The sequence below is a fragment of the Zavarzinia sp. genome, from assembly GCF_041650655.1.
In the GTDB taxonomy this organism is placed as follows: Bacteria; Pseudomonadota; Alphaproteobacteria; order Zavarziniales; family Zavarziniaceae; genus Zavarzinia.
Genome location: NZ_JBAZKR010000013.1, coordinates 1 through 21737 on the forward strand (window position 1 = coordinate 1; position 21737 = coordinate 21737).

Genomic DNA, 21737 nt, shown 5'->3' on the forward strand with positions numbered 1-21737 from the left:
GGAAGCCCGGGACGAGCCCGGGCATGACGAATGCGCGCGGAGGGACCGGCGATCGCGAGCGATCATTTCTGCCGATCGAAAAATCTTGACCATTTGATCAGGTTTTGCACACCATGGAGCGAGCGATAAAACGGCGGAGGCGGTCATGGCGGTGGCGGAGCGGGGGGCCTGTCCCAAGGGTGGCAACAACGGCGTCTTCGCCGATCTCCATGCGGCGCTGACACCGCATCAGGCCCAGGTCGAGGCGGAGCGCTGCTTCTATTGCTATGACGCGCCCTGTACCACCGCCTGCCCGACCTCGATCGACATCCCGCTCTTCATCCGCCAGATCTCGACCGGCAATGCGCTGGGCGCTGCCGGCACGATCCTGGAGGCCAACATCATGGGCGCCATGTGCGCCCGCGTCTGCCCGACCGAACAGCTCTGCGAAGAAGCCTGCGTCCGCAACACGGCGGAGGAACAGCCAGTGCGCATCGGCCTCCTGCAGCGCCACGCGACCGACGCCCTGCTGGCCGACGGGCGCCAGCTCTTCGCCAAGGGGGCGGAGACGGGCAAGACGGTGGCCGTGGTCGGCGCCGGCCCGGCCGGCCTCGCCTGCGCCCATGCGCTGGCCCGCGCCGGCCATGCCGTCACCGTCTTCGAGGGGCGGGACAAGGCGGGCGGCCTCAACGAATATGGCATCGCCGCCTATAAGGCCGTCGACGGCATCGCGGCCCGCGAGGTCGACTATATATTGGGCGTCGGCGGCATCGAGGTGAAGACCGGCACACGGCTCGGAACGGACGTCTCGCTCGATCTTCTGCGCGCGCAATTCGATGCCGTCTTCCTCGGCATGGGTCTCGGCGGGGTCAATGCCGTCGGCGTCGCGGGGGAAGATCTGGACGGTGTCTTCGACGCGGTCGAGGTGATCGCCAAGATCCGCCAGGGCGAGCCGGTCGCGGTCGGCCGCCGTGCCATCGTGATCGGCGGCGGCATGACCGCGATCGATATCGCCGTGCAGATCCGCCTGCTCGGCGCCGAGGATGTCACCATCGTCTACCGCGGCGAGGAAGCCCGCATGAAGGCGAGCCCCTATGAGCGCGAGGTGGCGCGCACGCGCGACGTCCGCATCAAGACCGGGCTGAAGCCCGTGCGCATCCTGGGCCTGAACGGCAAGGTCACGGGCGTCGAATTCGCCGGCCCCGGCGGCGAGATGGAAATCATCGCGGCCGACCAGGTGTTCAAGGCCGTGGGCCAGAAGTTCCTGAGCGGGGAAGCCGCCGTCGCCCTCGAAGGCGGGCGGATCAAGGTCGATGCCGAACGCGCCACCTCCCTGCCCGGGGTCTATGCCGGGGGCGACTGTGTCGCCGGGGGGCAGGATCTCACCGTCGCCGCGGTCGAGGACGGCAAGATCGCCGCCCGCGCCATCGACGCTTATCTCCGCGCCTGAGGGAGGGGACCATGGCCAATCTGACCAGCACGTTCGTCGGCATCAAGTCGCCCAATCCCTTCTGGCTCGCCTCGGCGCCGCCGACCGACAAGGCCTATAACGTCGTCCGCGCCTATAAGGCCGGCTGGGGCGGCGTCGTCTGGAAGACCCTGGGCGAAGCCGGGCCGCCGGTCGTGAACGTCAACGGCCCGCGCTACGGCGCCCTGCACGGCACCGACCGGCGGGTGATCGGCTTCAACAATATCGAGCTGATCACCGACCGGCCGCTGGAGCTGAACCTCCGCGAGATCAAGGAAGTGAAGCGGGACTGGCCGGACCGCGCTCTGGTGGTTTCCCTCATGGTGCCCTGCGACGAGGATTCCTGGCGCAATATCCTGAAGCAGGTCGAGGAGACCGAGGCGGACGGGGTCGAACTCAACTTCGGCTGTCCCCACGGCATGTCGGAACGCGGCATGGGTTCCGCCGTCGGCCAGGTGCCCGACTATGTCGAGATGGTCACGCGCTGGTGCAAGCAGCACACCCGGATGCCGGTGATCGTGAAGCTGACCCCCAATGTGACCGACATCAAGGCCCCCGCCCGGGCGGCCAAGCGGGGCGGAGCTGATGCCGTCTCCCTGATCAACACGATCAATTCGATCATCGGTGTCGACCTCGACGCCATGACGATCTCGCCCTCGACTGACGGCAAGGGCACCCACGGCGGCTATTGCGGCCCGGCGGTGAAGCCGATCGCCATGAACATGGTGGCCGAGATCGCCCGCGATCCCGAGACGCGCGGCCTGCCCATCTCCGGCATCGGCGGCGTCACCACCTGGCGCGACGCGGCGGAATTCATGGCGCTGGGCGCCGGCAACGTCCAGGTCTGCACCGCCGCCATGGTCTATGGTTTCCGGATCGTCGAAGAGATGATCACCGGCCTCTCCGCCTGGATGGACGGCAAGGGCCATGGCGCGACCGCCGATTTCGTCGGCGCCGCCGTGCCCAATGTGACCGACTGGCAGTATCTGAACCTGAACTATGCCGTGAAGGCCAAGATCGACCAGGATCTCTGCATCAAATGCGGGCGCTGCCACATCGCCTGCGAGGATACTTCGCATCAGGCGATCACCGCGCTCGTGGATGGTGCGCGCAAGTTCCAGGTGATCGACGAGGAATGCGTCGGCTGCAACCTCTGCGCCACGGTCTGCCCGATCGAGAATTGCATCACCATGGAGCCCCTGGTGGGGATCGACCCGCGCACCGGGCGCGAGGTCGGCACCTCCTATGCCAATTGGACCACGCATCCGAACAATCCGAGCGTGAAGGCGGCGGAATGAGGGACACTGCCTATCCGCCGGGCAGAACTGGCGGTGCGGCGAAAAGGGTGCTTAAAATTTGTTGATCGCCAGCCCGGGGGGCGCGAATAATCCCTGACCGTTCGGTCAGGTTTTGCGGAGCAGGATTCGGGAACATGAGCGACAAGCCCAATCTTTCCATCAACGGCGACCGCCTGTGGCAGAGCCTGATGGACATGGCCAAGATCGGTGCCACCCAGAAGGGCGGCGTCTGCCGCCTGGCGCTCACCGATGTCGACAAGGCGGGGCGCGACCTCTTCGTTTCCTGGTGCCGCGAGGCCGGTTGCAGCATCACCGTCGACAAGATGGGCAATATCTTCGCCCGCCGCCCCGGCCTGAACAACGAATTGCCGCCGGTCGTCACCGGCAGCCATCTGGACAGCCAGCCGACCGGCGGGCGTTTCGACGGCGTTTACGGCGTGCTCGCCGGCCTCGAGGTGGTGCGCAGCCTGAACGACCTCGGGCTTCAAACCGAACACCCGGTCGAAGTCGCGGTCTGGACCAACGAGGAAGGCTCGCGCTTCGCCCCGGCCATGGTGGCGTCCGGCGTCTTCGCCGGGGTCTTCGACCTCGACTATGGTCTTTCCCGCGCCGATCCCGACGGCAAGACCATGGGTCAGGAACTGGCCCGCATCGGCTATGCCGGCGAGGCCGAGGTGGGCCGCCCGGTCCATGCCTATTTCGAAGCCCATATCGAACAGGGCCCGATCCTGGAAGCCGAAGGCAAGACCATCGGCGTCGTCACCGACGCCCAGGGCCAGCGCTGGTACGAGCTGAATATCACCGGGGTCGAGAGCCATGCCGGCCCGACCCCGATGACGCGGCGGAAGGACGCCCTGCTGGGTGCCGCCCGCATCGTCGACCTCGTCAACAAGATCGGCCACCGGTTCGCGCCGCGCGCCTGCGCCACCGTCGGCATGATGCAGGTCTATCCCAATTCACGGAACGTCATCCCCGGCAAGGTCTTCATGACCATCGACTTCCGCCACCCCGAAGACGAGACCCTGGCCGCCATGGACAAGGCGATGCGCGACGGCGTGGCCGAGATCTGCGGCGAGATCGGCCTGGGCGTCGAGATCGACCAGATCTTCTATTACGCCCCGGTGCATTTCGACGATGCCTGTATCGACGCCGTGCGCAAGGGCGTGGCCGAGAACGGCTATTCCGCCCGCGACATGGTTTCGGGCGCCGGACACGATGCCTGCTATCTCGCCCGCGTGGCGCCGACCGGCATGGTCTTTATCCCCTGCGTCGACGGCATCTCGCACAACGAGATCGAGGATGCGACGCCGGAATGGGTTTCGGCGGGCGGCCAGGTGCTGCTGCGCGCCGTCCTGGAAAAAGCCGGCCAGGCGCATTGACCGTGAGCCTTCCGGCGAGCCGCGACGACACGGCCCCCGCGCCCCGGGGCCTGGTGGTCGACATCCAGAATCTCTCCCTCACCTTCGAGACCAAGGACGGGCCGGTCTATGCCCTGTCCGAGGTGAACCTGGAAATCGCGCGGGGCGACTTCGTCTCCTTCATCGGGCCGAGCGGCTGCGGCAAGACCACGCTGCTCCGCGTCATCGCCGACCTGGAGCGGGCCACGGCGGGCACCATCTCGGTCAACGGCATGACGCCGGCGGCGGCGCGCATGGAGCGCTCCTACGGTTACGTCTTCCAGGCCGCCGCGCTCTATCCCTGGCGCTCCATCGAGCGGAACGTGACGCTTCCCCTCGAGATCATGGGGCTGCCGGCGGCCGAGCGTCGGCTCCGTGCCAAGAAATACCTCGACCTGGTGAACCTCTCGGGTTTCGAGCGGAAATTTCCCTGGCAGCTCTCGGGCGGCATGCAGCAGCGCGCCTCGATCGCCCGGGCACTTTGTTTCGAGCCGGATCTCCTCCTGATGGACGAGCCCTTCGGTGCCCTCGACGAGATCGTGCGCGACCATCTGAACGAGCAGTTGCTGCGGCTCTGGGACAAGACCGGCAAGACCGTGGTCTTCGTCACCCATTCGATTCCGGAGGCGGTCTTCCTCTCGTCGAAGATCGTGGTCATGTCGCCCAGGCCCGGGCGCATCATCGACGTGATCGAGAGTGATTTCCCCCGCGACCGTTCGCTCGACATCCGCGAGACGCCGGAATTCCTCAAGATCGCCCACCGGGTGCGCGAAGGCCTGCGCGCCGGCCACGCCTACGAGGATTGAGGCGATGGCGAGTGCGGCCAGCCTGCCCCTTCCCGCCCCGGCCGGCCGGCTCAGGCTCTTCGCCTTCAATGCCGTGCCGGTGGCGGTGGTCGCCCTCGCCGTGATCCTGCTCTGGTATGCCGGCGCGGTCTGGCTCAATGCCGATCTCCAGATCGACACCTTCGCCCGCGCCGGCAAGACCGACTGGACCACGTCCGACCTGATCGCCGCCACCTGGGCGCAGGACCGGCCGCTGCTGCCCGCCCCGCACCAGGTCCTGGCCGAATTGTGGAAGACCACGGTCGAGATGGACATCGGCTCGAAGCGGAGCCTGATCTATCATTCTTCGGTCACGCTCTCCTCGACCCTGCTCGGCTTCGTGGCGGGGGGCTTGCTCGGCGTCCTGCTCGCGGTCGGCATCGTCCATGTCCGGGTCCTGGAGAAGAGCCTGCTGCCCTGGGTGATCGCCTCGCAGACGATTCCGATCCTGGCGATCGCGCCCATGATCATCGTCGTGCTGGGGGCGCTGGGCCTGAAGGGCCTGATCCCGAAATCGGTGATCTCGACCTATCTCTGCTTCTTTCCGGTCACCATCGGCATGGTGAAGGGCCTGCGCGCCCCGGACCTCCTGCAGATGGACCTGATGCGGACCTATTACGCTTCGACCGCGCAAACGTTCTGGAAACTGCGCTGGCCGACGGCGCTGCCCTTCCTCTTCGCCAGCCTCAAGGTGGCGATCTCGATCAGCCTGGTCGGCGCCATCATCGCCGAACTGCCGACGGGGGCGCAGGCCGGCCTGGGGGCGCGGCTGCTCGCCGGCTCCTACTACGGGCAGACGATCCAGATCTGGTCCGCCCTGGTGATGGCCGCCCTGCTCGCCTCCCTCCTGGTCGCTTTGGTCGGCCTGATCGAGGGCGCCGTCACCCGTGCCATGGGAGGGCGGCGATGACCGCCGGCACCTCATCCCCTGCACCCGCGTGGATGCCCGGGACAAGCCCGGGCATGACGAAAACACGGACGGGAACCAACCCCTCCGTCATGGCCGGGCTTGTCCCGGCCATCCACGGCCGCTCGGCGGCGGCATTCCCGCGCGATGGGACGGAGGGGCGGCGATGACGGCGGCGCGGCCGGCCCTGCTTTTCCTCGGGCTCGCGGCGGCGGGGGCCGTCGCCGTGCTGACCGGGCAAGCGCCGGGGGAGGCGGGGGCGGGTTACGTGCTCTCCTTCCTGGTGCTTACCGGGGTCGCCTGGCGCGGGCTGGTCCTGCTGGCCGGCCTGAAGGCAGAGGCGAAACAGGTGCAGCGCCTGATCGATCTCGCCGTGCCGGCGCTGTTCGGGATCTGGATCGTCACGCTGTGGCAGGCCGCGACCGTCGGCTTCGGCGTGCCCCAGGTGCTGCTGCCTTCGCCCGGGCTGATCCTGCTGCGGCTCGCCTCTTCCGCCGGCACCTTGGCGGCCGATTTCCGCCAGACCTTCCTCCAGGCCGTGATCATCGGCTACCTGCTCGGCTGCGGCTCGGGCTTCGCGGTCGCCATATTGGCCGACCGGGTGCCCTTCCTGGCCCGCGGCCTGCTGCCCCTCGGCAATCTGGCCAGCGCCCTGCCGATCGTCGGCGTCGCCCCGATCATGGTCATGTGGTTCGGCTTCGACTGGCCGTCCAAGGCCGCGGTCGTGGTGATCATGACCTTCTTCCCGATGCTGGTGAACACGGTCGCCGGCCTCGCCGCGGCCGGCGTCCAGGAGCGGGAATTGCTCCGCACCTATGCCGCCGGCTACTGGCAGAGCCTGTTCGCGCTCCGCCTGCCGGCGGCCATGCCTTTCGTCTTCAATGCGCTGAAGATCAATTCGACGCTGGCGCTGATCGGCGCCATCGTGGCCGAGTTCTTCGGCACGCCGATCGTCGGCATGGGTTTCCGCATCTCGACCGAGGTGGGGCGCATGAATCTCGACATGGTCTGGGCCGAAATCGTGCTGGCGGCGGTCGCCGGCTCGGCCTTCTACGGGCTGGTGGCGCTCGCCGAGGCGCGGGTCACCTTCTGGCATTCATCCAACCGGCAGCGGCACTAACAGGGGAGTAAGGGGAATGAAGAGACTGATCGCGGCAACGGCACTGATGGCCATGAGCCTCGGCGCCTTCGCGGCCCAGGCGGCCGACAAGGTCACGCTTCAGCTGAAGTGGGTGACCCAGGCGCAATTCGCCGGCTATTACGTCGCCAAGGCCAAGGGCTTCTACGACAAGGCCGGGCTCGACGTGACGATCAACCCGGGCGGCCCGGACATCGCGCCCGAGCAGGTGATCGCCGGCGGCGGCGCCGACGTCATCGTCGACTGGATGGCGGCCGCACTGGCCTCGCGCGAGAAGGGCGTGCCGCTGGTCAACATCGCCCAACCGTTCAAGCATTCCGGCCTGATGCTGACCTGCCGCAAGGAGACCGGCATCAAGGCGCCGGCCGATTTCCCGGGCAAGACGCTGGGCGTCTGGTTCTTCGGCAACGAATATCCCTTCCTGGCCTGGATGGCCAAGCTGGGCATCCCGACGACCGGCGGGCCGAAGGGCGTCACCGTGCTGAAGCAGGGCTTCAACGTCGATCCGCTGCTCCAGAAGCAGGCCGACTGCATCTCGACCATGACCTACAACGAATATTGGCAGGTCATCGAGGCGGGCGTGAAGCCGGAGGACCTGGTGGTCTTCAAGTATGAGACCGAAGGCGTTTCCATGCTGGAAGACGGCCTCTATACGCTCGACGACAAGCTGAAGGACCCGAAGTTCGTCGCCACCATGGCGAAATTCGTCAAGGCCTCGATGGAAGGCTGGGAATACGCCCGCGCCCATCCGGAAGAAGCCGTGAAGATCGTGCTCGACAACGACGCCACCGGCGCCCAGACCGAAGGCCATCAGACCACCATGATGGCCGAGGTCAACAAGCTGACCGAAGGCTCGACCGGCGTGCTCGATCCCAAGGATTACGAGCGCACGGTGAAGACCCTGCTCTCGGGCGGCTCGGACCCCGTGATCACCAAGGAGCCGGTGGGCGCCTGGACGCACGCCGTCACCGACAAGATGTAATCTGAAACATCCCCCGCCCTCTCCAAATGCGGAAATCGGGCGGGGGCACGGCTCTGGAGTGAGGATCATGACGCTGCTGGTCAAGGGCGGAACCGTCGTCAACGCCGATTACAGCCACCGTGCCGACGTGCTGATCGAGGGCGGCACTGTCGCCGCGGTCGGCACCGGGCTCGACGTGCCGGCGGGCGGGCAAGTGATCGACGCGGGCGGCGCCTATGTCATGCCGGGCGGCATCGATCCTCACACCCATATGGAATTGCCCTTCATGGGCACCGTCGCTTCCGAGGATTTCTTCACCGGGACCACGGCGGGCGCCGTGGGCGGCACCACGACGATCATCGATTTCGTCATCCCGAGCCCGAAGCAGGACGTGCTGGAAGCCTATCGCACCTGGCGCGGCTGGGCCGAGAAGGCCGCGACCGACTATAGTTTCCATGTCGCCATCACCTGGTGGGACGACAGCGTGCACGAGGCCATGGGGACGCTGACGCGCGAATACGGCGTGAACAGCTTCAAGCATTTCATGGCCTACAAGGGCGCCATCATGGCGGACGACGAGATCCTGGTGAAATCCTTCACCAGGGCGCGGGAACTGGGCGCCCTCTGCACCGTCCATGCCGAGAACGGCGAACTGGTCGCCCATCTTCAGAAACAATTGCTCGATATGGGCATCACCGGGCCGGAGGGACATCCGCAGTCCCGCCCGAGTGCGGTCGAAGGCGAGGCGGCGGACCGGGCGATCCGGATCGCCCAGGTCCTCAACGTGCCGCTCTACATCGTGCATAATTCCTGCATCGAGAGCCTGCAGGCGATCACCCGCGCCCGGGGCGACGGCCAGCGCGTGTTCGGCGAAGTGCTGGCCGGCCATCTCCTGGTCGACGACAGCGTCTATCGCAGCACCGACTGGGACTTTGCCGCCCATCATGTGATGAGCCCGCCCTTCCGCCCGCGCGAACATCAGGAGGCGCTGTGGCGCGGCCTCCAGGCCGGCATGTTGCAGACCACGGCGACCGACCATTGCTGCTTCTGCACGCCGCAAAAGAGAATGGGCCACAACAATTTCGCCCAGATCCCGAACGGCACCGGCGGGGTCGAGGACCGCATGCATGTGCTGTGGCACCACGGCGTGAACGCGGGCCGTCTCACGCCGTCCGAATTCGTCGCCATCACTTCGGCCAATGCGGCCAAGATCTTCAACATCTACCCGCGCAAGGGCGTGGTGGCGCCGGGCGCCGATGCCGACATCGTGATCTGGGACCCGGCGCGGGAACGCACCATCTCCAAGGCGACGCACCACCAGAACATCGACTTCAACATCTTCGAGGGGATGACCGTCAAAGGCATCAACACGACGACGATCGCCAACGGCAAAGTGGTCTATCACGACGGCGAGGTGCGCACGGTCAAGGGTGCGGGACGTTACGTCGACCGGCCGACCTTCCCGTCCTATTACGATGCCGTGAAGCGGGTCGCCGAGGCCCACGCGCCGACCGCCGTTTCGCGCATGGGTTAACCGGCCTCCCCCATTCGTCATGCCCGGGCTTGTCCCGGGCATCCACGCGAACACCGTCGGTACCGAGTTATCGTGGATGGCCGGGACAAGCCCGGCCATGACGGGGAGAGGGGAGCAGCGGGAGCCTCACCCCTTGATGCCGCAGCCCTTCAGGACGATCTGCGTGACCGTGGCGATCGCCTCCTCGAAATCCTGTTCGCGCAGGCGGCGGTGGCCGAGCACGGCGGCGATCTGGGTGGCGAAGTCGGCATAGGTCTGGGTCGAGGCCCAGATCATGAAGAAGAAGTGATGGGGTGCCACCGGGTCCATCTTGCCCTGGGATGCCCAATGTTCCAGGACGACGGCCTTCTGTGCCACCCAGTCGTGCAGCTCCGTCTCCAGGAAGGGGCGGAGGATCGGGGCGCCGCGGATGATCTCGGTCGCGAAGATGCGCGACGCCAGCGGCCGCTTCCGGGAATAGGTCAACTTGCGCCGGATATAGGTGGCGATCGCCTGGGCCGGGTCGTCCTCCGCCGTGATGTCGCCGAAGGCCTTCAGCCAGAGGTCGACGATGCCGGCGATGACCTCGCGGTAGATCGCTTCCTTGGTGCCGAAATAATAATGCACGTTGGATTTGGCGAGGCCCGCCACTTCGGCGATCTCCGCCGTGGTGGCGCCGTCGTAGCCCCGTTCGGCGAAGACTTTCTCGGCGGCGGCGATGATCTGCGCCTTGTTGCGCTGGCGGATGCGCCCGCCGCGGGGGGCGTCCTCGTCGCCGTCGTCGCCCGTTCCGAACATATGGTCCATGCCCCGGCCTCCCGCTTTCATCGTTAGCCGAAGCGGCCCGGCCTGTGAAGGCCGGGCGGGCAAAAACCTAACCGATCGGACAAATTTCTTGCCCCGTCCGGAGGCGGAATGGAAGAATCCCCGGGCAACGGGCGAGGTATGCGATGAGTCCTGACCTGCTGATACGGAACGTGACGCTGCCCGATGGCAGGACCGGCATCGACATCGCGGTCGAGAGGGGCCGCATCGCCGCCGTCGGGCCGAAGCTGGAAGCCGAGGCCGCGCGGGTGATCGACGGCGCCGGCTTCCTGGCCACGCCGCCCTTCGTCGACAGCCATTTCCACATGGATTCGACCCTCTCCCTCGGCCTGCCCAGGATGAACCAGTCCGGCACGTTGCTCGAAGGCATCGCCCTTTGGGGCGAACTGAAACCCCATCTCACGGTCGAGGCGATCAAGGCCCGCGCGCTCGACTGCTGCCGCCAGGCGGTGGCCCGCGGCACCCTCGCCATCCGTTCCCATGTCGACATCTGCGACGACCGGCTGCTGGCGGTCGAGGCACTGCTCGAGGTTCGGGCGGAAATGAAGCCCTATCTCGACCTCCAGCTCGTCGCCTTCCCGCAGGACGGCTATCTCCGCTATGCCCGTTCGGCCGAGAACCTGGCGCGCGCCCTGGACATGGGCGTCGACGTGGTGGGCGGCATCCCGCATTTCGAGCGCACGATGGCCGACGGTGCCGCCTCGGTGAAGGCGCTGTGCGAGATCGCTGCAGCGCGCGGCCTGCTGGTCGACATGCATTGCGACGAATCGGACGATCCCCTGTCCCGCCATGTCGAGAGCTTGGCCTACGAGACCACGCGCCTGGGCCTGCAGGGCCGGGTCACCGGCTCGCATCTCACATCGATGCATTCGATGGACAATTACTATGTCTCGAAGCTGATCGGCCTGATGCGCGAGGCCGAGCTCCAGGTCGTCGCCAATCCGCTGATCAACATCACGCTCCAGGGCCGCCACGACACTTACCCGAAGCGCCGCGGCATGACCCGGGTGAAGGAGCTGATGGCGGCCGGGCTCAATGTCGCCTTCGGCCATGATTGCGTGATGGACCCGTGGTATCCGCTGGGCAGCCACGACATGCTGGAAGTCGCCCATATGGGCCTTCACGTCGGCCAGATGACCGGCGTCGCCGAGATGCGGGCGGCCTTCCAGGCGGTCACCAGCCACGGGGCCAAAGCCCTGCAACTCGACGGCTACGGCCTGGAGCCCGGCTGCAAGGCGGACCTGGTGATCCTCCAGGCACGCGACCCGATCGAGGCCCTGCGCCTGAAGCCGGCCCGTCTCTTCGTGATCCGCGGCGGCACGGTGATCGCCGAAACCCCGCGGGTCGAGGCAGCACTCCATCTCGGCCGCGCAGGGGAGACCATCGATTTCACCCGGCCGAGCCCCCTTGCCGGGGGGGCGGCCGGCCCCTAGGCTTGCGCGCGTCGAGTGCAATGACCATCTTTGGATCGTGACCCTGTCCGATAGCGCCAAGCCGGCGCGCGACAAGCCGGCAGCCCAATCCCCGGCGGGGCGGAAGTCCGCGACCCGCACGGACGAGCTGCGCCTCGTCATCGCGGACGAAATCGTCCAGGGCCGGCTGACCCCCGGCACCCCCCTCGAAGAAGTCGAAATCGCGCGGCGCTTCGGCGTCTCGCGCACCCCGGTCAGGGAGGCGATCCGCCAGCTCGCCGCCTCCGGCCTGGTCGAGACGCGGGCGCATCGAAGCGCCCTGGTCGCCCTGCCCTCCCTTGAACGGCTACGCGGCATGTTCGACGTGATGGCGGAACTCGAGGCGATCTGCGCCGGCCTCGCCGCCCTGCACATGACCTCGAGCGAGCGCCAAGCCCTGGCCGACCTGCACGAGGTGCTGGGCGAGCTGGTCCGCCGCGGCGATCCGCAGCGCTATCACGAGCAGAACGAGCATTTCCACGGCGCCATCTACACCGGCAGCCACAACGACTATCTGGCCGAGATCACCCTGGCGACGCGGGCGCGCCTGTCGCCCTTCCGCCGTGCCCAGTTCCGCACGCTGGGCCGCCTCGCCCTCTCCCATGCCGAGCACGACCGGGTGGTGACCGCCATCCTGCGCGCCGACAGGACCGAGGCGGAAGCCGCCATGCGCGGCCATATCACCGTGGTCGAAGCGGCCTACGAACGCTATCAGGGCGACCGCTGACTCAGATTTCGCCCGAGGCTTCGCGCCGGCGGCGGTCCAGTTCCTCGCTGTAGCGGCGCAGCGCGTGGCTCTCGGTCAGCAGGCCGACGACGCGGCGGCTGTCCCGGCTCTCGACCACGGCGAGCGCCTCGCTCTCGCACCGCTCGAAGGCCGACAATGCCTCGCGGGCATTCATCGCCGGGTGCAGCACGTCGTTCCGGTGGCGCAGCAGCGGGCCGATGCCTGCTTTCGCCCCTGCTGGCTCACGCCCCACCTCGAAGGCATCGGCCACCAGTACGATCCCGGCATAAGTTCCGGCCGCATCGAGCGCCACCACCCGCTGCGTAGAGCCGAGCGGGAAGTCGCGGCGGAACTGTTCCAGGGAAACATCGGCGGCGACCGTGCGCAGGTCGCGCCGCATCATGCGCCCGACCGTCAGGTTGCGGATCCAGCCGATGTCGTGGCCGCCCCGGATAGTCTCGCCCCGGAGATGGAAACGCCAAGTGGCGAAGGAATAGCCGAAGGATTTCCGCACCGTCAGCGACGAGGCGATGACGCCGACCAGGACCAGCACGGTGATGGTGAAATCCCCGGTCAGTTCGAGGGCGAGGAAGGTCATGGTCAGCGGCCCGCCGATGACGGCGACGGCAAGCGCGCTCATGCCGACCAGGGCATAGACCACCGGCGTCAACCCCGCCCCGGTGAAGACCATGACGGCGCCCAGGGCGTAAAGCTTGCCGATCAGCGCGCCGAGGAAGAGCGAGGCGAAGAACAGCCCACCGCGAAAGCCGGTGCCGATCGAAACGGCGGAGGCGACCGCCTTCAGCAGGATCATGGTGGCGAGGGCGGCCGCCCCCGTGGTCGCCCCGAGTTCGAGATGCAGCGCGCCATGGCCGGCCGAGAGCACGGCCGGCGAGAGCAGGGCGAGACCGCCGACTGCGGCACCGCCGACCACGGGGCGGAGCGAATCGGGCAGACGGCTCCGCCGCGCCAGCGCCTCCAGCGCCGTGACGCCCTGCATCACCAGGATGCCGAAGCCGGCACAGAGCACGCCGAGCAGCAGGGCGGGCAGGTAATCGGCATTGGTGACCGTGCCGAAATCGCCGACCTCGATCTGATAGCTGCCGTCGCCGAACAGCCTGCCGACCAGGGTGCCGCACAGCGCGGCGACCACCACGGGGGTCAGCGTGGCGATCGAATAGGTGCCGATGATCAGCTCGAAACCGTAGAAGGCGCCGGCCAGGGGCGCGTCGAAGGCGGTCGCGATGGCCGCCGCGGCGCCGCAGCCGACCAAGGTCCGAAGGTCGGCCCGGCGCAGCTCGAACAGGCGGCCCAGGCGGGAAGCGATGCCCGCGGAAATCTGGGTATAGCCCGCCTCCTGCCCGACCGAGGCACCGCAGCCGTTGGACACCAGGTTCTGCGCCGCGACCAGCAGGCTGTCGAAGAGCGACAGCCGGCCGCCGTAAAGGGCATTGGCTTCGATCGGATCGATCGCCGGGCGCCGCCGCGACAGTCTGAGGGCGAGCACGATCGCGCCCATCACCAGCCCGCCGGCGATCGGCGCCAGCAGCGCAGCGCGCGGCGCCAGCGCGCTCACGGCGCTGAGCCTTTCGCCGTCGCCGAGGTCGAAGATCAGCCGATGCAGGATCTGGGCGGCGAGGGCAAGGCCGGTGACGGCGAGGCCCGACAAGGCGCCGACCACGGCTGCGAGGCCGGTCAGGCCGAGTTCGCCGGCCCGGACGAAGGCGCGCAGCCGTAAGATACCCCGGCGCCAGGTTCTGGTTTCGAAGATGCTGGCGACCAAGGACATCGACTCGCGGCACGGATCTGTCTTGCCGCGCGATCGGCACGGCAGCGCCAGCTAACGACGCCCGCACCCGCAACTCAACGCCCGATCGGCACCCAATCGTCGCCGGACTTCTCGTAAGAGCGCTTCACCGCCGCCCAGGCGATGCGATGCGCCGCCTCTTCCTGCCGGGGATCGCCCGCATGGGCGGCCCAGGCATGGTTGAAGGCGGCGCGGAAAATCTCCTGCGCATGGGCCGGCAAGTGATGACGGATCGCCGGGGGCAAGTCTTCGTCGGCGGCATAGGGCATGGCTGGGCCCCGCGCCGCAGCCGCTCAGATCGTTTCCGACTCGATTTCGGCGAGGGAGCCGCCCAGCTTGTCGACGCCTTCCTCGATCAGGTCGCCCAGCATGGGAATGCCGAGGAGATAGCGCGCCGTCCGCTTGTTGCGGGCCTGGCGGGCCTGTTCACGCAACTCTTCCCAATCTTCGGAATCACCGTCGCCGCGGCCGAGCCAGACCAGGGCGACGAGGTCGATCTGCTCGTCCTCGTTCAATTCCCGGATGCAGGTCACCAGCTCCTTCCGGACCGGATCGTCGCCATGGTCTTCGAGCACCGAGACCATGCCGTCGTCACTGGAATTGGAGCCGGGATCGGGTTCCGACACCTCTTCCTTCACGTCGTATTCGCGGGCTTTCAGGACGATGTAGCTGAGCTTCTCGAGCGGAATCGTCAGGTCCGAGACTTCGGCCATGGCGTGTTCTCCTTTTTGTGCATCATCAGCGGGCAGTGACGGCGACGCGTTGAGATGGATCAAGCGCCGGCCAGACGGGCGGCCAGGGCATTGTGGCGTTCGACCAGCGGGCCGAGGTCGAGTGTGGCGAGCCTGCCCTCGCGTACCACCACGCGCCCGTCGATCACGGAGAGTGCCACGGCCGCGGGCGCGCAGAAGACCAGCGCCGCCACGGGATCGTGCAGCGCCCCGGCGAAGCCGACCGCCGACAGATCGAAGGCGACGAAATCCGCCGCCATGCCGGGGGCGAGCGCCCCGATGTCGTCGCGGTTCAGCACCTTTGCGCCGCCCAGCGTGGCGATTTCCAGTGCTTCCCGCGCCGTCATGGCGGCAGGCCCGAAGCCGACCCGCGCCAGCAGCAGGGCCTGGCGCACCTCGCCCAGCATGTTGCCGCCGTCGTTCGACGCCGAACCGTCGACCCCGAGCGCCACGGGAACGCCGGCATCGCGCATCCGCCGGATCGGCGCGATGCCGGAGGCGAGGCGCATGTTCGAACACGGGCAATGGGCGACGCCGGTGCCCGTCCGGGCGAACAGGCGGATGCCGGCCTCGTCGAGCTGGACGCAGTGGGCATGCCAGACGTCCGGCCCGACCCAGCCCAGGTCCTCGGCATATTCGGCCGGGGTCATGGCGAATTTTTCGCGGCTATAGGCGATGTCCTTCACATTCTCGGCCAGATGGGTGTGCAGCGAGACGCCGTAGGCCCGCGCCAGGGCGGCCGATTCGCGCATCAGGTCGCGGCTGACCGAGAAGGGCGAACAGGGGGCGACCGCGACCCGGAGCATCGCGAAGCGTTCCGGGTCGTGGTAGGTCTCGATCAGGCGCTGGGCGTCCTTCAGGATCGCCGCCTCGTCCTCGACCACGGAATCCGGCGGCAGGCCGCCCTTGGAGACGCCGACGCTCATGGCCCCCCGGCAGGCGTGGAAGCGCATGCCGATCTCGCCCGCCGCCGCGATCGAATCGTCGAGCCGGCAGCCGTTCGGATAGATGTAGAGATGGTCGCTCGAGGTCGTGCAGCCGGACAGGATCAGCTCGGCCATGGCGAGCTTGGTCGAGACGCCGATCATTTCCGGCGTCAGCCCGGCCCAGAGCGGGTAGAGGCTGGTCAGCCAGGTGAACAGCTCGCCGTCCTGGGCCGGCGGCACCACGCGGGTCAGGCTCTGGTACATGTGGTGATGGGTATTCACCAGGCCGGGAATCACGACATGGCCGGAGAGGTCGATCACCTCGTCCGCCGATTCGGGCAGTTCGGCCGTGGTGCCGACAGCGACGATGCGGTTGCCCTCGGCATAGAGGCCGCCGCCGGCGATCTCGCGCCGAGCCCCGTCCATGGTCACCAATACGCGGGCGTTCCGCGCCAGCAACGTCTTCGCCATCAGGCCCCTCGCCTTCGACTTTGGTCAAAATCATGCATTTCCGCGCCGAAGCCATGCGATAGCGCAATGTCCGCATGTGCGCCGGGCGCGCTAACTATCGTCCGAGTCGCCCCGCGGCGGCACGAGTGGTGACAGGTAGGAAACCCCAGATGGTCACGGATCGTATCAGAATGCAGAGCCTTCACGCCAAGGTCGTTCCGGCGGAAGAGGCGGCCAAGCTGATCAAGGACGGCATGGTGGTGGGCATGAGCGGCTTCACCCGCGCGGGCGAAGCCAAGGCGGTGCCGCTGGCGCTGGCCGAACGGGCCAAGAAGGAACCCCTGAAGATCACCCTGATGACCGGCGCCTCGCTCGGCAACGATCTCGACAAGACCATGGCGGAGGCGCATCTCCTGTCGCGCCGCCTGCCCTTCCAGTCCGACCCCGCCCTTCGCCGCGAGATCAATGACGGCGAGGTGATGTTCATCGACCAGCATCTCTCGGAAACGGTCGAGATGCTGCGCTCGCGCCAGATCGGCCCGATCGACGTCGCCGTGATCGAGGCGATCGCGATCACCGAGACGGGCGGCATCGTGCCCACCACCTCGGTCGGCAATTCGGCGACCTTCGCCATCCTGGCCGAAAAGGTGATCATCGAGATCAACATCAACCAGACGATGGACCTCGAAGGCATCCACGACATCTATATCCCGACCCGCCGGCCGCACCGCCAGCCGATCCCGATCGTCAACCCGGACGACCGCCCGGGCCTCGGCTATATCCCGATCGATCCGGACAAGATCGCGGCCATCGTCGTCTCGGCCAAGCGCGACTCGACCTCGAACATCCTCGACCCCGACGAGGAGACCGAGGCGATCGCCAAGCACCTGATCCGCTTCTTCGAGGGCGAGGTGGCCAAGGGCCGGCTCACTTACGCGCTCCAGCCGCTCCAGGCCGGCATCGGCACGATCGCCAACGCGGTGCTGCATGGTTTCATCGACAGTCCCTTCAAGGACCTGACGATGTATTCCGAGGTGTTGCAGGACAGCACCTTCGAGCTGATCGATTCCGGCAAGATGCTGTTCGCCTCCGGCTCGTCGATCACGCTCTCCAAGGCCAAGGACGCCGAGGTGATGCCACGCTTCGCCCATTACCGGAACAAGCTGGTGCTGCGCCCGCAGGAGATTTCGAACCATCCAGAAGTGATCCGCCGGCTCGGCGTCATCGCCATCAACACGGCGCTCGAGGTCGATCTCTACGGCAACGTGAATTCGACCCATGTGAACGGCACGCATATCATGAACGGCGTCGGCGGCTCGGGCGATTTCGCGCGTAACGCCTATCTTTCCATCTTCGTCACCAAGTCGATGGCGAAGAAGGGGGCGATCTCCTCCGTCGTTCCCATGGTGACCCATGTCGACCATTGCGAACACGACGTCGACCTGATCGTGACCGAACAGGGCTTGGCCGATCTGCGCGGCCTCGCCCCGCGCGAACGGGCCAAGCTGATCATCGAGAATTGCACGCACCCGGAATACCGGCCCGCGCTGCAAGCCTATTACGACGAGGCGGTCAAACGCGGCGGCCAGACCCCGCATTGCCTGGAGAAGGTCTTCGCCTGGCACCTGGCCTACAAGGAAAAGGGCACGATGAAGGCAGGGTTCTGAGAGCCTGCGCCCCCTCGCCTAGTAGGTACCGATGGTGATCTCGCCCTCGGCCAAGGTCTTGCCGTGGGGGCCGACGGCCTTGACCACGGCGAAATAGCGGTGGCCGGCACCGCCCGAGCAGGGCGGTAGGTAGCCGGGCTTGGCGAAATCGCCGGTCGCGCGGTTGCCGGCCACGACCTTCACGCCCGGCGGCAGGCGCGTTGTCTCGCCCGGCACGGCCGGCAGCAGGATGTCCCCCGGCCCCGCCTCGAAGGCGAGCTTGCCGTGGCCGCCGTCGCTCGACAGAGGCGCATAGTCGGCATCGTTGAATTCGACCACCACCTGGGTCGTCCCCAGTGGCAGGCCGCGGACCATGAGGGCCGGCGTACGCGGGAAGACGCCGCCGAATTTCGTGCACTGCTGGCCGTCCGGAACGGCGCCGCCGGTCCAGGCCGGATGACCGAGGGCGAGCGAGAGGCCCGAAGGTGCCGCTGCGGAGGGCCCAGCCCCGGGTGCTGCGGTCATGTCCGCCACGGCCGCGGGCGGCGTCTCGCCCGGCAATTCCTCGCAGCCCGCCACCGTCAGGATGCAGAACAGGGCGAGCGGCAGCACCTGCCGCCGGTATCGCGTCGTGATCGTCATGTCGCCTCTCCCGTCGCCGATAGGGCCGTCAGAATGGCCACCGGAGGCGAGCCCGTCCACCCCGAAAGGGCGAAGCGGCGACAACCCGCGGTGGCGCCCTCAGCCGGCGGCGGGATGGAGGACGGCTTCCGGCCGCTTGATCTCGATCTCGACGAAGGCCATCGGCGCATCGCCGCCGTTCATCACGTCGTGGCGCACGCCGGCCGGGCGCTGGTAGGTGTCGCCCGCCTTGCGGCGGACGTCGACCGCCTTCTCCCCGTCGTGGACGCGCATCAGGCTGTCGGTCAGCATGACCACGAAATAGGGCCAGCCGTGCTCGTGCCAGCCGGTCACCGCGCCGGGCGCGAAGTCCCAGCGGGTGACGCGGACATTCTCGTCGTCGGTCTGCACGGTGGCGACCGCCGGTATGTCGCAAGCGAAGCTCATCGGATCAGGCCAGCGACGTGATGGCGTCGCTCAGGACGTTCATCAACCCGTCGATATCCTCGTGCTCCGAGATGAAGGGCGGGGCGAGCTGGATCGTGTCGCCGCCGAAGCGCACGTAGTAGCCGGCCTCCCAGCATTTCATCGAGATCTGATAGGGGCGCAGCGCCGGCGCACCCGGCGCCGCCTCGATCTGCAAGGCACCGGCCAGGCCGAAGTTGCGGATGTCGGTGACATATTTCAGGCCCTTCAGGCCGTGGATCGCGTCCTCGAAATAGGCGGCGAGCTGGCGCGCGCGTTCGGGGATGCGGTCCTTCTCGAAGATCTCCATGGCGGCGAGGCCGGCGGCGCAGGCGACCGGATGGCCCGAATAGGTGTAACCATGGGGGAACTCGACCAGATAGTCGGGCCCGCCGACGGCCATGAAGGTGTCGTAGATTTCCTTGGTCGCGATCACGGCACCCATGGGCACGGTGCCGTTGGTGAGGCCCTTGGCGACATTCATGATGTCCGGCGTCACACCGAAGGCATCGGCGCCGAAATTGTAGCCGGTGCGCCCGAAGCCGGTGATGACCTCGTCGAAGATCAGCAGGATATTGTATTTGTCGCACAGCGCCCGGAGACGCTGGAGGTAACCCTTGGGCGGCACCACGACGCCGGCCGAACCCGAGAAGGGCTCGACGATCACGGCCGCGATGTTGGAAGCGTCGTGCAGGGCGACGATCTCTTCCAGGGCATCGGCGAGGGCGACGCCGCCGTTCTCCGGCAGGCCCTTGGAGAAGGCGTTTTCCGGCAGCAGGGTGTGCGGCAGGTGGTCGGTATCCAGGAGCGTGCCATAGAGCTTGCGGTTACCGCCGATGCCACCCAGGCTCATGCCGCCGAAATTGACCCCGTGATAGCCCTTGGCGCGGCCGATCAGCTTGGTCTTGGTCGGCTGGCCCTTGAGGCGCCAATAGGCCCTGGCCATCTTCAGCGAGGTATCGGCCGATTCCGAACCCGAGCCAGTGAAGAAGACATAGTCGAGGCCCTTCGGCGTCAGGCTGGCCACTTTGTTGGCCAGCTTGAAGGCCGACGGATGGCTGAACTGGAAGCCCGGGGCATAATCGAGTTCGGCGATCTGACGCGACACCGCCTCGACGATCTCCTTCCGGCGGTGGCCGGAGCCGGTGCACCACAGGCCCGACAGGCTGTCGTAGAGCTTGCGCCCCTCGGCATCGATGAAATGCGCCCCCTCCGCCGCCACGATCATGCGCGGGTTCTCCTTGAACTCGCGGTTGGCGGTATAGGGCATCCAATAGGCTTCGAGCTCGTCGCGGGAGAGCCCGGCAGCCTTGGCCGGTTCGAACAGCGTCATGACGCACTCCATGGAATAGGGCTCCAGGATGCGCCCCGGTTTACGTTCATCAAATCAAATTGTATTTTCATTCAGTTCAAGAGGGATTGAACAATGGCCCGGAAGCGTACCGCCGCCGTCGGCGACATCGAAATCCGCCTGTTGCGCATCTTCCACACGGTGGTCGAATGCGGCGGCTTCACCGCGGCGGAGGTCGAGCTGAACATCGGCCGGGCCGCCATCTCGATGCATATGGCCGACCTCGAGAAGCGCCTGGGTCTTCGTCTGTGCCAGCGCGGCCGGGCCGGCTTCTCCCTGACCGAAGAGGGGCGACAGGTGCATGACGCCTGCCTCCGCCTGTTCTCGGCGCTGGAGAATTTCCGGGGCGAGGTCGACACGCTGCACGCCAGGCTGCGCGGCACGCTCGACATCGGCATCATCGACAATCTGGTCACCATCCCGCGCATGCAGGTGACCGACGCGCTCTCCGCCCTCAAGGACATCGGGCCGGACGTGCGGGTGAATATCCGCATGATCCCGCCGAACGACATCGAACTGGGCGTGCTCGACGGGCGGCTCCACGTCGGCGTGACGCCGGCCTTGCGCAACCTGCCCGGTCTCGACTACCGGCCGCTCTACGACGAGGAATCCCTGCTCTATTGCGGGGCCGGCCATCCGCTCTTCGCCCGCGCCGACGGTGATATTCCGGACGAGGCGATCGCCCAGGCCGATGCAGTGGCGCCGACCTATGCCCAGACGCTGGAAGCCCGCGCCCTGCACCGCCCGCTGCGCGCCACGGCGACGGCGACCGACCGGGAAGGCGTCGCCTTCCTGATCCTGACCGGGCGCTATATCGGCTATCTGCCGACCCATTACGCCGAGCTCTGGGTGAACCAGGGGCGGATGCGGGCGCTACGCGCGGACGACTACCGCTACCGGACCGAATTCCGCATCGTGACGCGCAGCAATGCGCGCCCCAACCTGATCCTGAAAACCTACCTGGACCTGCTCCAGCGTCAGTGAGACGGCGCTTCGACGGTCCAGCAGGCGCGCGCCAAGCGCTGCACCTCTTCCGGCTGGCCGTCCAGCGGATCGCCCGGCCGGAGCTGGTAGTAACGCCCGCCGATCCGCTCGTCGTGATCGGCCATGCGCAGGATGCGCTCCAGCTTCACGCCGATGAAGCCGGCGGCCAGGACGGAAACGTCGCGCACTTTCGTGATGATCTTGCCGTTGCTCATGATGGCACCCGATGTCCGAAGACTTGATGCATCATGGTTACGCCACGGCCGTT

21 protein-coding genes are annotated in these 21737 nt (G+C 67.2%); 12 read left to right on the forward strand and 9 right to left on the reverse strand.

The window, feature by feature from the left end; all coding sequences use genetic code 11:
• Positions 1 to 145 precede the first annotated feature (145 nt).
• The 8 genes from WC493_RS04475 (at position 146) to hydA (ending at position 9506) form a co-directional block, all read left to right on the forward strand.
• Complete coding sequence (locus tag WC493_RS04475) at positions 146 to 1429, forward strand: NAD(P)-dependent oxidoreductase (protein WP_373062947.1); 1284 nt, start codon at positions 146 to 148, stop codon at positions 1427 to 1429.
• Between the two features lie 11 nt (positions 1430 to 1440).
• The gene (preA, locus tag WC493_RS04480; protein WP_373062949.1) at positions 1441 to 2745 is read left to right on the forward strand and encodes an NAD-dependent dihydropyrimidine dehydrogenase subunit PreA; all 1305 of its coding nucleotides are present in this window, start codon (positions 1441 to 1443) and stop codon (positions 2743 to 2745) included.
• Between the two features lie 134 nt (positions 2746 to 2879).
• On the forward strand, positions 2880 to 4124 hold the full coding sequence (locus tag WC493_RS04485; protein ID WP_373062951.1) for a Zn-dependent hydrolase: 1245 nt from the start codon (positions 2880 to 2882) through the stop codon (positions 4122 to 4124).
• Complete coding sequence (locus WC493_RS04490) at positions 4121 to 4948, forward strand: ABC transporter ATP-binding protein (RefSeq protein WP_373062953.1); 828 nt, start codon at positions 4121 to 4123, stop codon at positions 4946 to 4948. The genes WC493_RS04485 and WC493_RS04490 overlap by 4 nt, the downstream gene beginning before the upstream one ends.
• Before the next feature lie 4 nt (positions 4949 to 4952).
• Positions 4953 to 5876, forward strand: coding sequence for an ABC transporter permease (locus WC493_RS04495; RefSeq protein WP_373062955.1), 924 nt, complete (start codon positions 4953 to 4955; stop codon positions 5874 to 5876).
• 163 nt (positions 5877 to 6039) lie between these two features.
• Positions 6040 to 6993 (forward strand): ABC transporter permease, encoded by a 954-nt coding sequence (locus tag WC493_RS04500; RefSeq protein WP_373062957.1) that lies wholly within the window; start codon positions 6040 to 6042, stop codon positions 6991 to 6993.
• 16 nt (positions 6994 to 7009) lie between these two features.
• A complete protein-coding gene (locus tag WC493_RS04505) occupies positions 7010 to 7993 on the forward strand; it encodes an ABC transporter substrate-binding protein (protein WP_373062959.1) in 984 nt (327 codons plus the stop codon).
• A 67-nt stretch (positions 7994 to 8060) separates the two neighbouring features.
• Positions 8061 to 9506: a dihydropyrimidinase gene (gene hydA, locus WC493_RS04510; RefSeq protein WP_373062961.1), complete on the forward strand. Its 1446-nt coding sequence runs from the start codon at positions 8061 to 8063 to the stop codon at positions 9504 to 9506.
• A gap of 126 nt (positions 9507 to 9632) precedes the next feature.
• Here hydA and WC493_RS04515 read toward each other — a convergent pair whose 3' ends face one another.
• The gene (locus WC493_RS04515) at positions 9633 to 10292 is read right to left on the reverse strand and encodes a TetR/AcrR family transcriptional regulator (protein WP_373062963.1); all 660 of its coding nucleotides are present in this window, start codon (positions 10290 to 10292) and stop codon (positions 9633 to 9635) included.
• A 143-nt stretch (positions 10293 to 10435) separates the two neighbouring features.
• Between WC493_RS04515 and WC493_RS04520 the strand changes: the two genes are divergently transcribed.
• The gene (locus tag WC493_RS04520) at positions 10436 to 11743 is read left to right on the forward strand and encodes an amidohydrolase family protein (protein WP_373062965.1); all 1308 of its coding nucleotides are present in this window, start codon (positions 10436 to 10438) and stop codon (positions 11741 to 11743) included.
• Between the two features lie 37 nt (positions 11744 to 11780).
• A complete protein-coding gene (locus WC493_RS04525; RefSeq protein WP_373062967.1) occupies positions 11781 to 12488 on the forward strand; it encodes a GntR family transcriptional regulator in 708 nt (235 codons plus the stop codon).
• 1 nt (position 12489) lies between these two features.
• Here WC493_RS04525 and WC493_RS04530 read toward each other — a convergent pair whose 3' ends face one another.
• From WC493_RS04530 to WC493_RS04545, 4 genes are all read right to left on the reverse strand, one after another.
• Positions 12490 to 14271 (reverse strand): chloride channel protein, encoded by a 1782-nt coding sequence (locus tag WC493_RS04530; RefSeq protein ID WP_373062969.1) that lies wholly within the window; start codon positions 14269 to 14271, stop codon positions 12490 to 12492.
• Positions 14272 to 14351: 80 nt separating this feature from the next.
• Entirely contained in the window at positions 14352 to 14564 is a 213-nt protein-coding gene (locus tag WC493_RS04535) for a ChaB family protein (RefSeq protein WP_373062971.1), read from the reverse strand.
• 24 nt (positions 14565 to 14588) lie between these two features.
• Complete coding sequence (locus WC493_RS04540) at positions 14589 to 15008, reverse strand: DUF3775 domain-containing protein (RefSeq protein WP_373062973.1); 420 nt, start codon at positions 15006 to 15008, stop codon at positions 14589 to 14591.
• Positions 15009 to 15067: 59 nt separating this feature from the next.
• Positions 15068 to 16423: an 8-oxoguanine deaminase gene (locus tag WC493_RS04545; protein ID WP_373062975.1), complete on the reverse strand. Its 1356-nt coding sequence runs from the start codon at positions 16421 to 16423 to the stop codon at positions 15068 to 15070.
• A 149-nt stretch (positions 16424 to 16572) separates the two neighbouring features.
• Between WC493_RS04545 and WC493_RS04550 the strand changes: the two genes are divergently transcribed.
• A complete protein-coding gene (locus WC493_RS04550; protein ID WP_373062977.1) occupies positions 16573 to 18069 on the forward strand; it encodes an acetyl-CoA hydrolase/transferase family protein in 1497 nt (498 codons plus the stop codon).
• Positions 18070 to 18087: 18 nt separating this feature from the next.
• Here WC493_RS04550 and WC493_RS04555 read toward each other — a convergent pair whose 3' ends face one another.
• The 3 genes from WC493_RS04555 to WC493_RS04565 form a co-directional block, all read right to left on the reverse strand.
• A complete protein-coding gene (locus tag WC493_RS04555; RefSeq protein ID WP_373062979.1) occupies positions 18088 to 18690 on the reverse strand; it encodes a hypothetical protein in 603 nt (200 codons plus the stop codon).
• Positions 18691 to 18789: 99 nt separating this feature from the next.
• On the reverse strand, positions 18790 to 19116 hold the full coding sequence (locus tag WC493_RS04560; RefSeq protein WP_373062981.1) for a cupin domain-containing protein: 327 nt from the start codon (positions 19114 to 19116) through the stop codon (positions 18790 to 18792).
• A 4-nt stretch (positions 19117 to 19120) separates the two neighbouring features.
• Positions 19121 to 20467 (reverse strand): aspartate aminotransferase family protein, encoded by a 1347-nt coding sequence (locus WC493_RS04565; RefSeq protein WP_373062983.1) that lies wholly within the window; start codon positions 20465 to 20467, stop codon positions 19121 to 19123.
• Between the two features lie 93 nt (positions 20468 to 20560).
• On the opposite strand from WC493_RS04565, the gene WC493_RS04570 reads away from it, so the two are divergent.
• Positions 20561 to 21469, forward strand: a complete 909-nt coding sequence (locus WC493_RS04570; protein WP_373062985.1) for a LysR family transcriptional regulator — start codon at positions 20561 to 20563, stop codon at positions 21467 to 21469.
• Here the strand turns inward: WC493_RS04570 and WC493_RS04575 are convergent.
• Positions 21463 to 21684 (reverse strand): hypothetical protein, encoded by a 222-nt coding sequence (locus WC493_RS04575; RefSeq protein WP_373062987.1) that lies wholly within the window; start codon positions 21682 to 21684, stop codon positions 21463 to 21465. The two genes, WC493_RS04570 and WC493_RS04575, sit on opposite strands and share 7 nt — an antisense overlap.
• Positions 21685 to 21737: the final 53 nt, after the last annotated feature.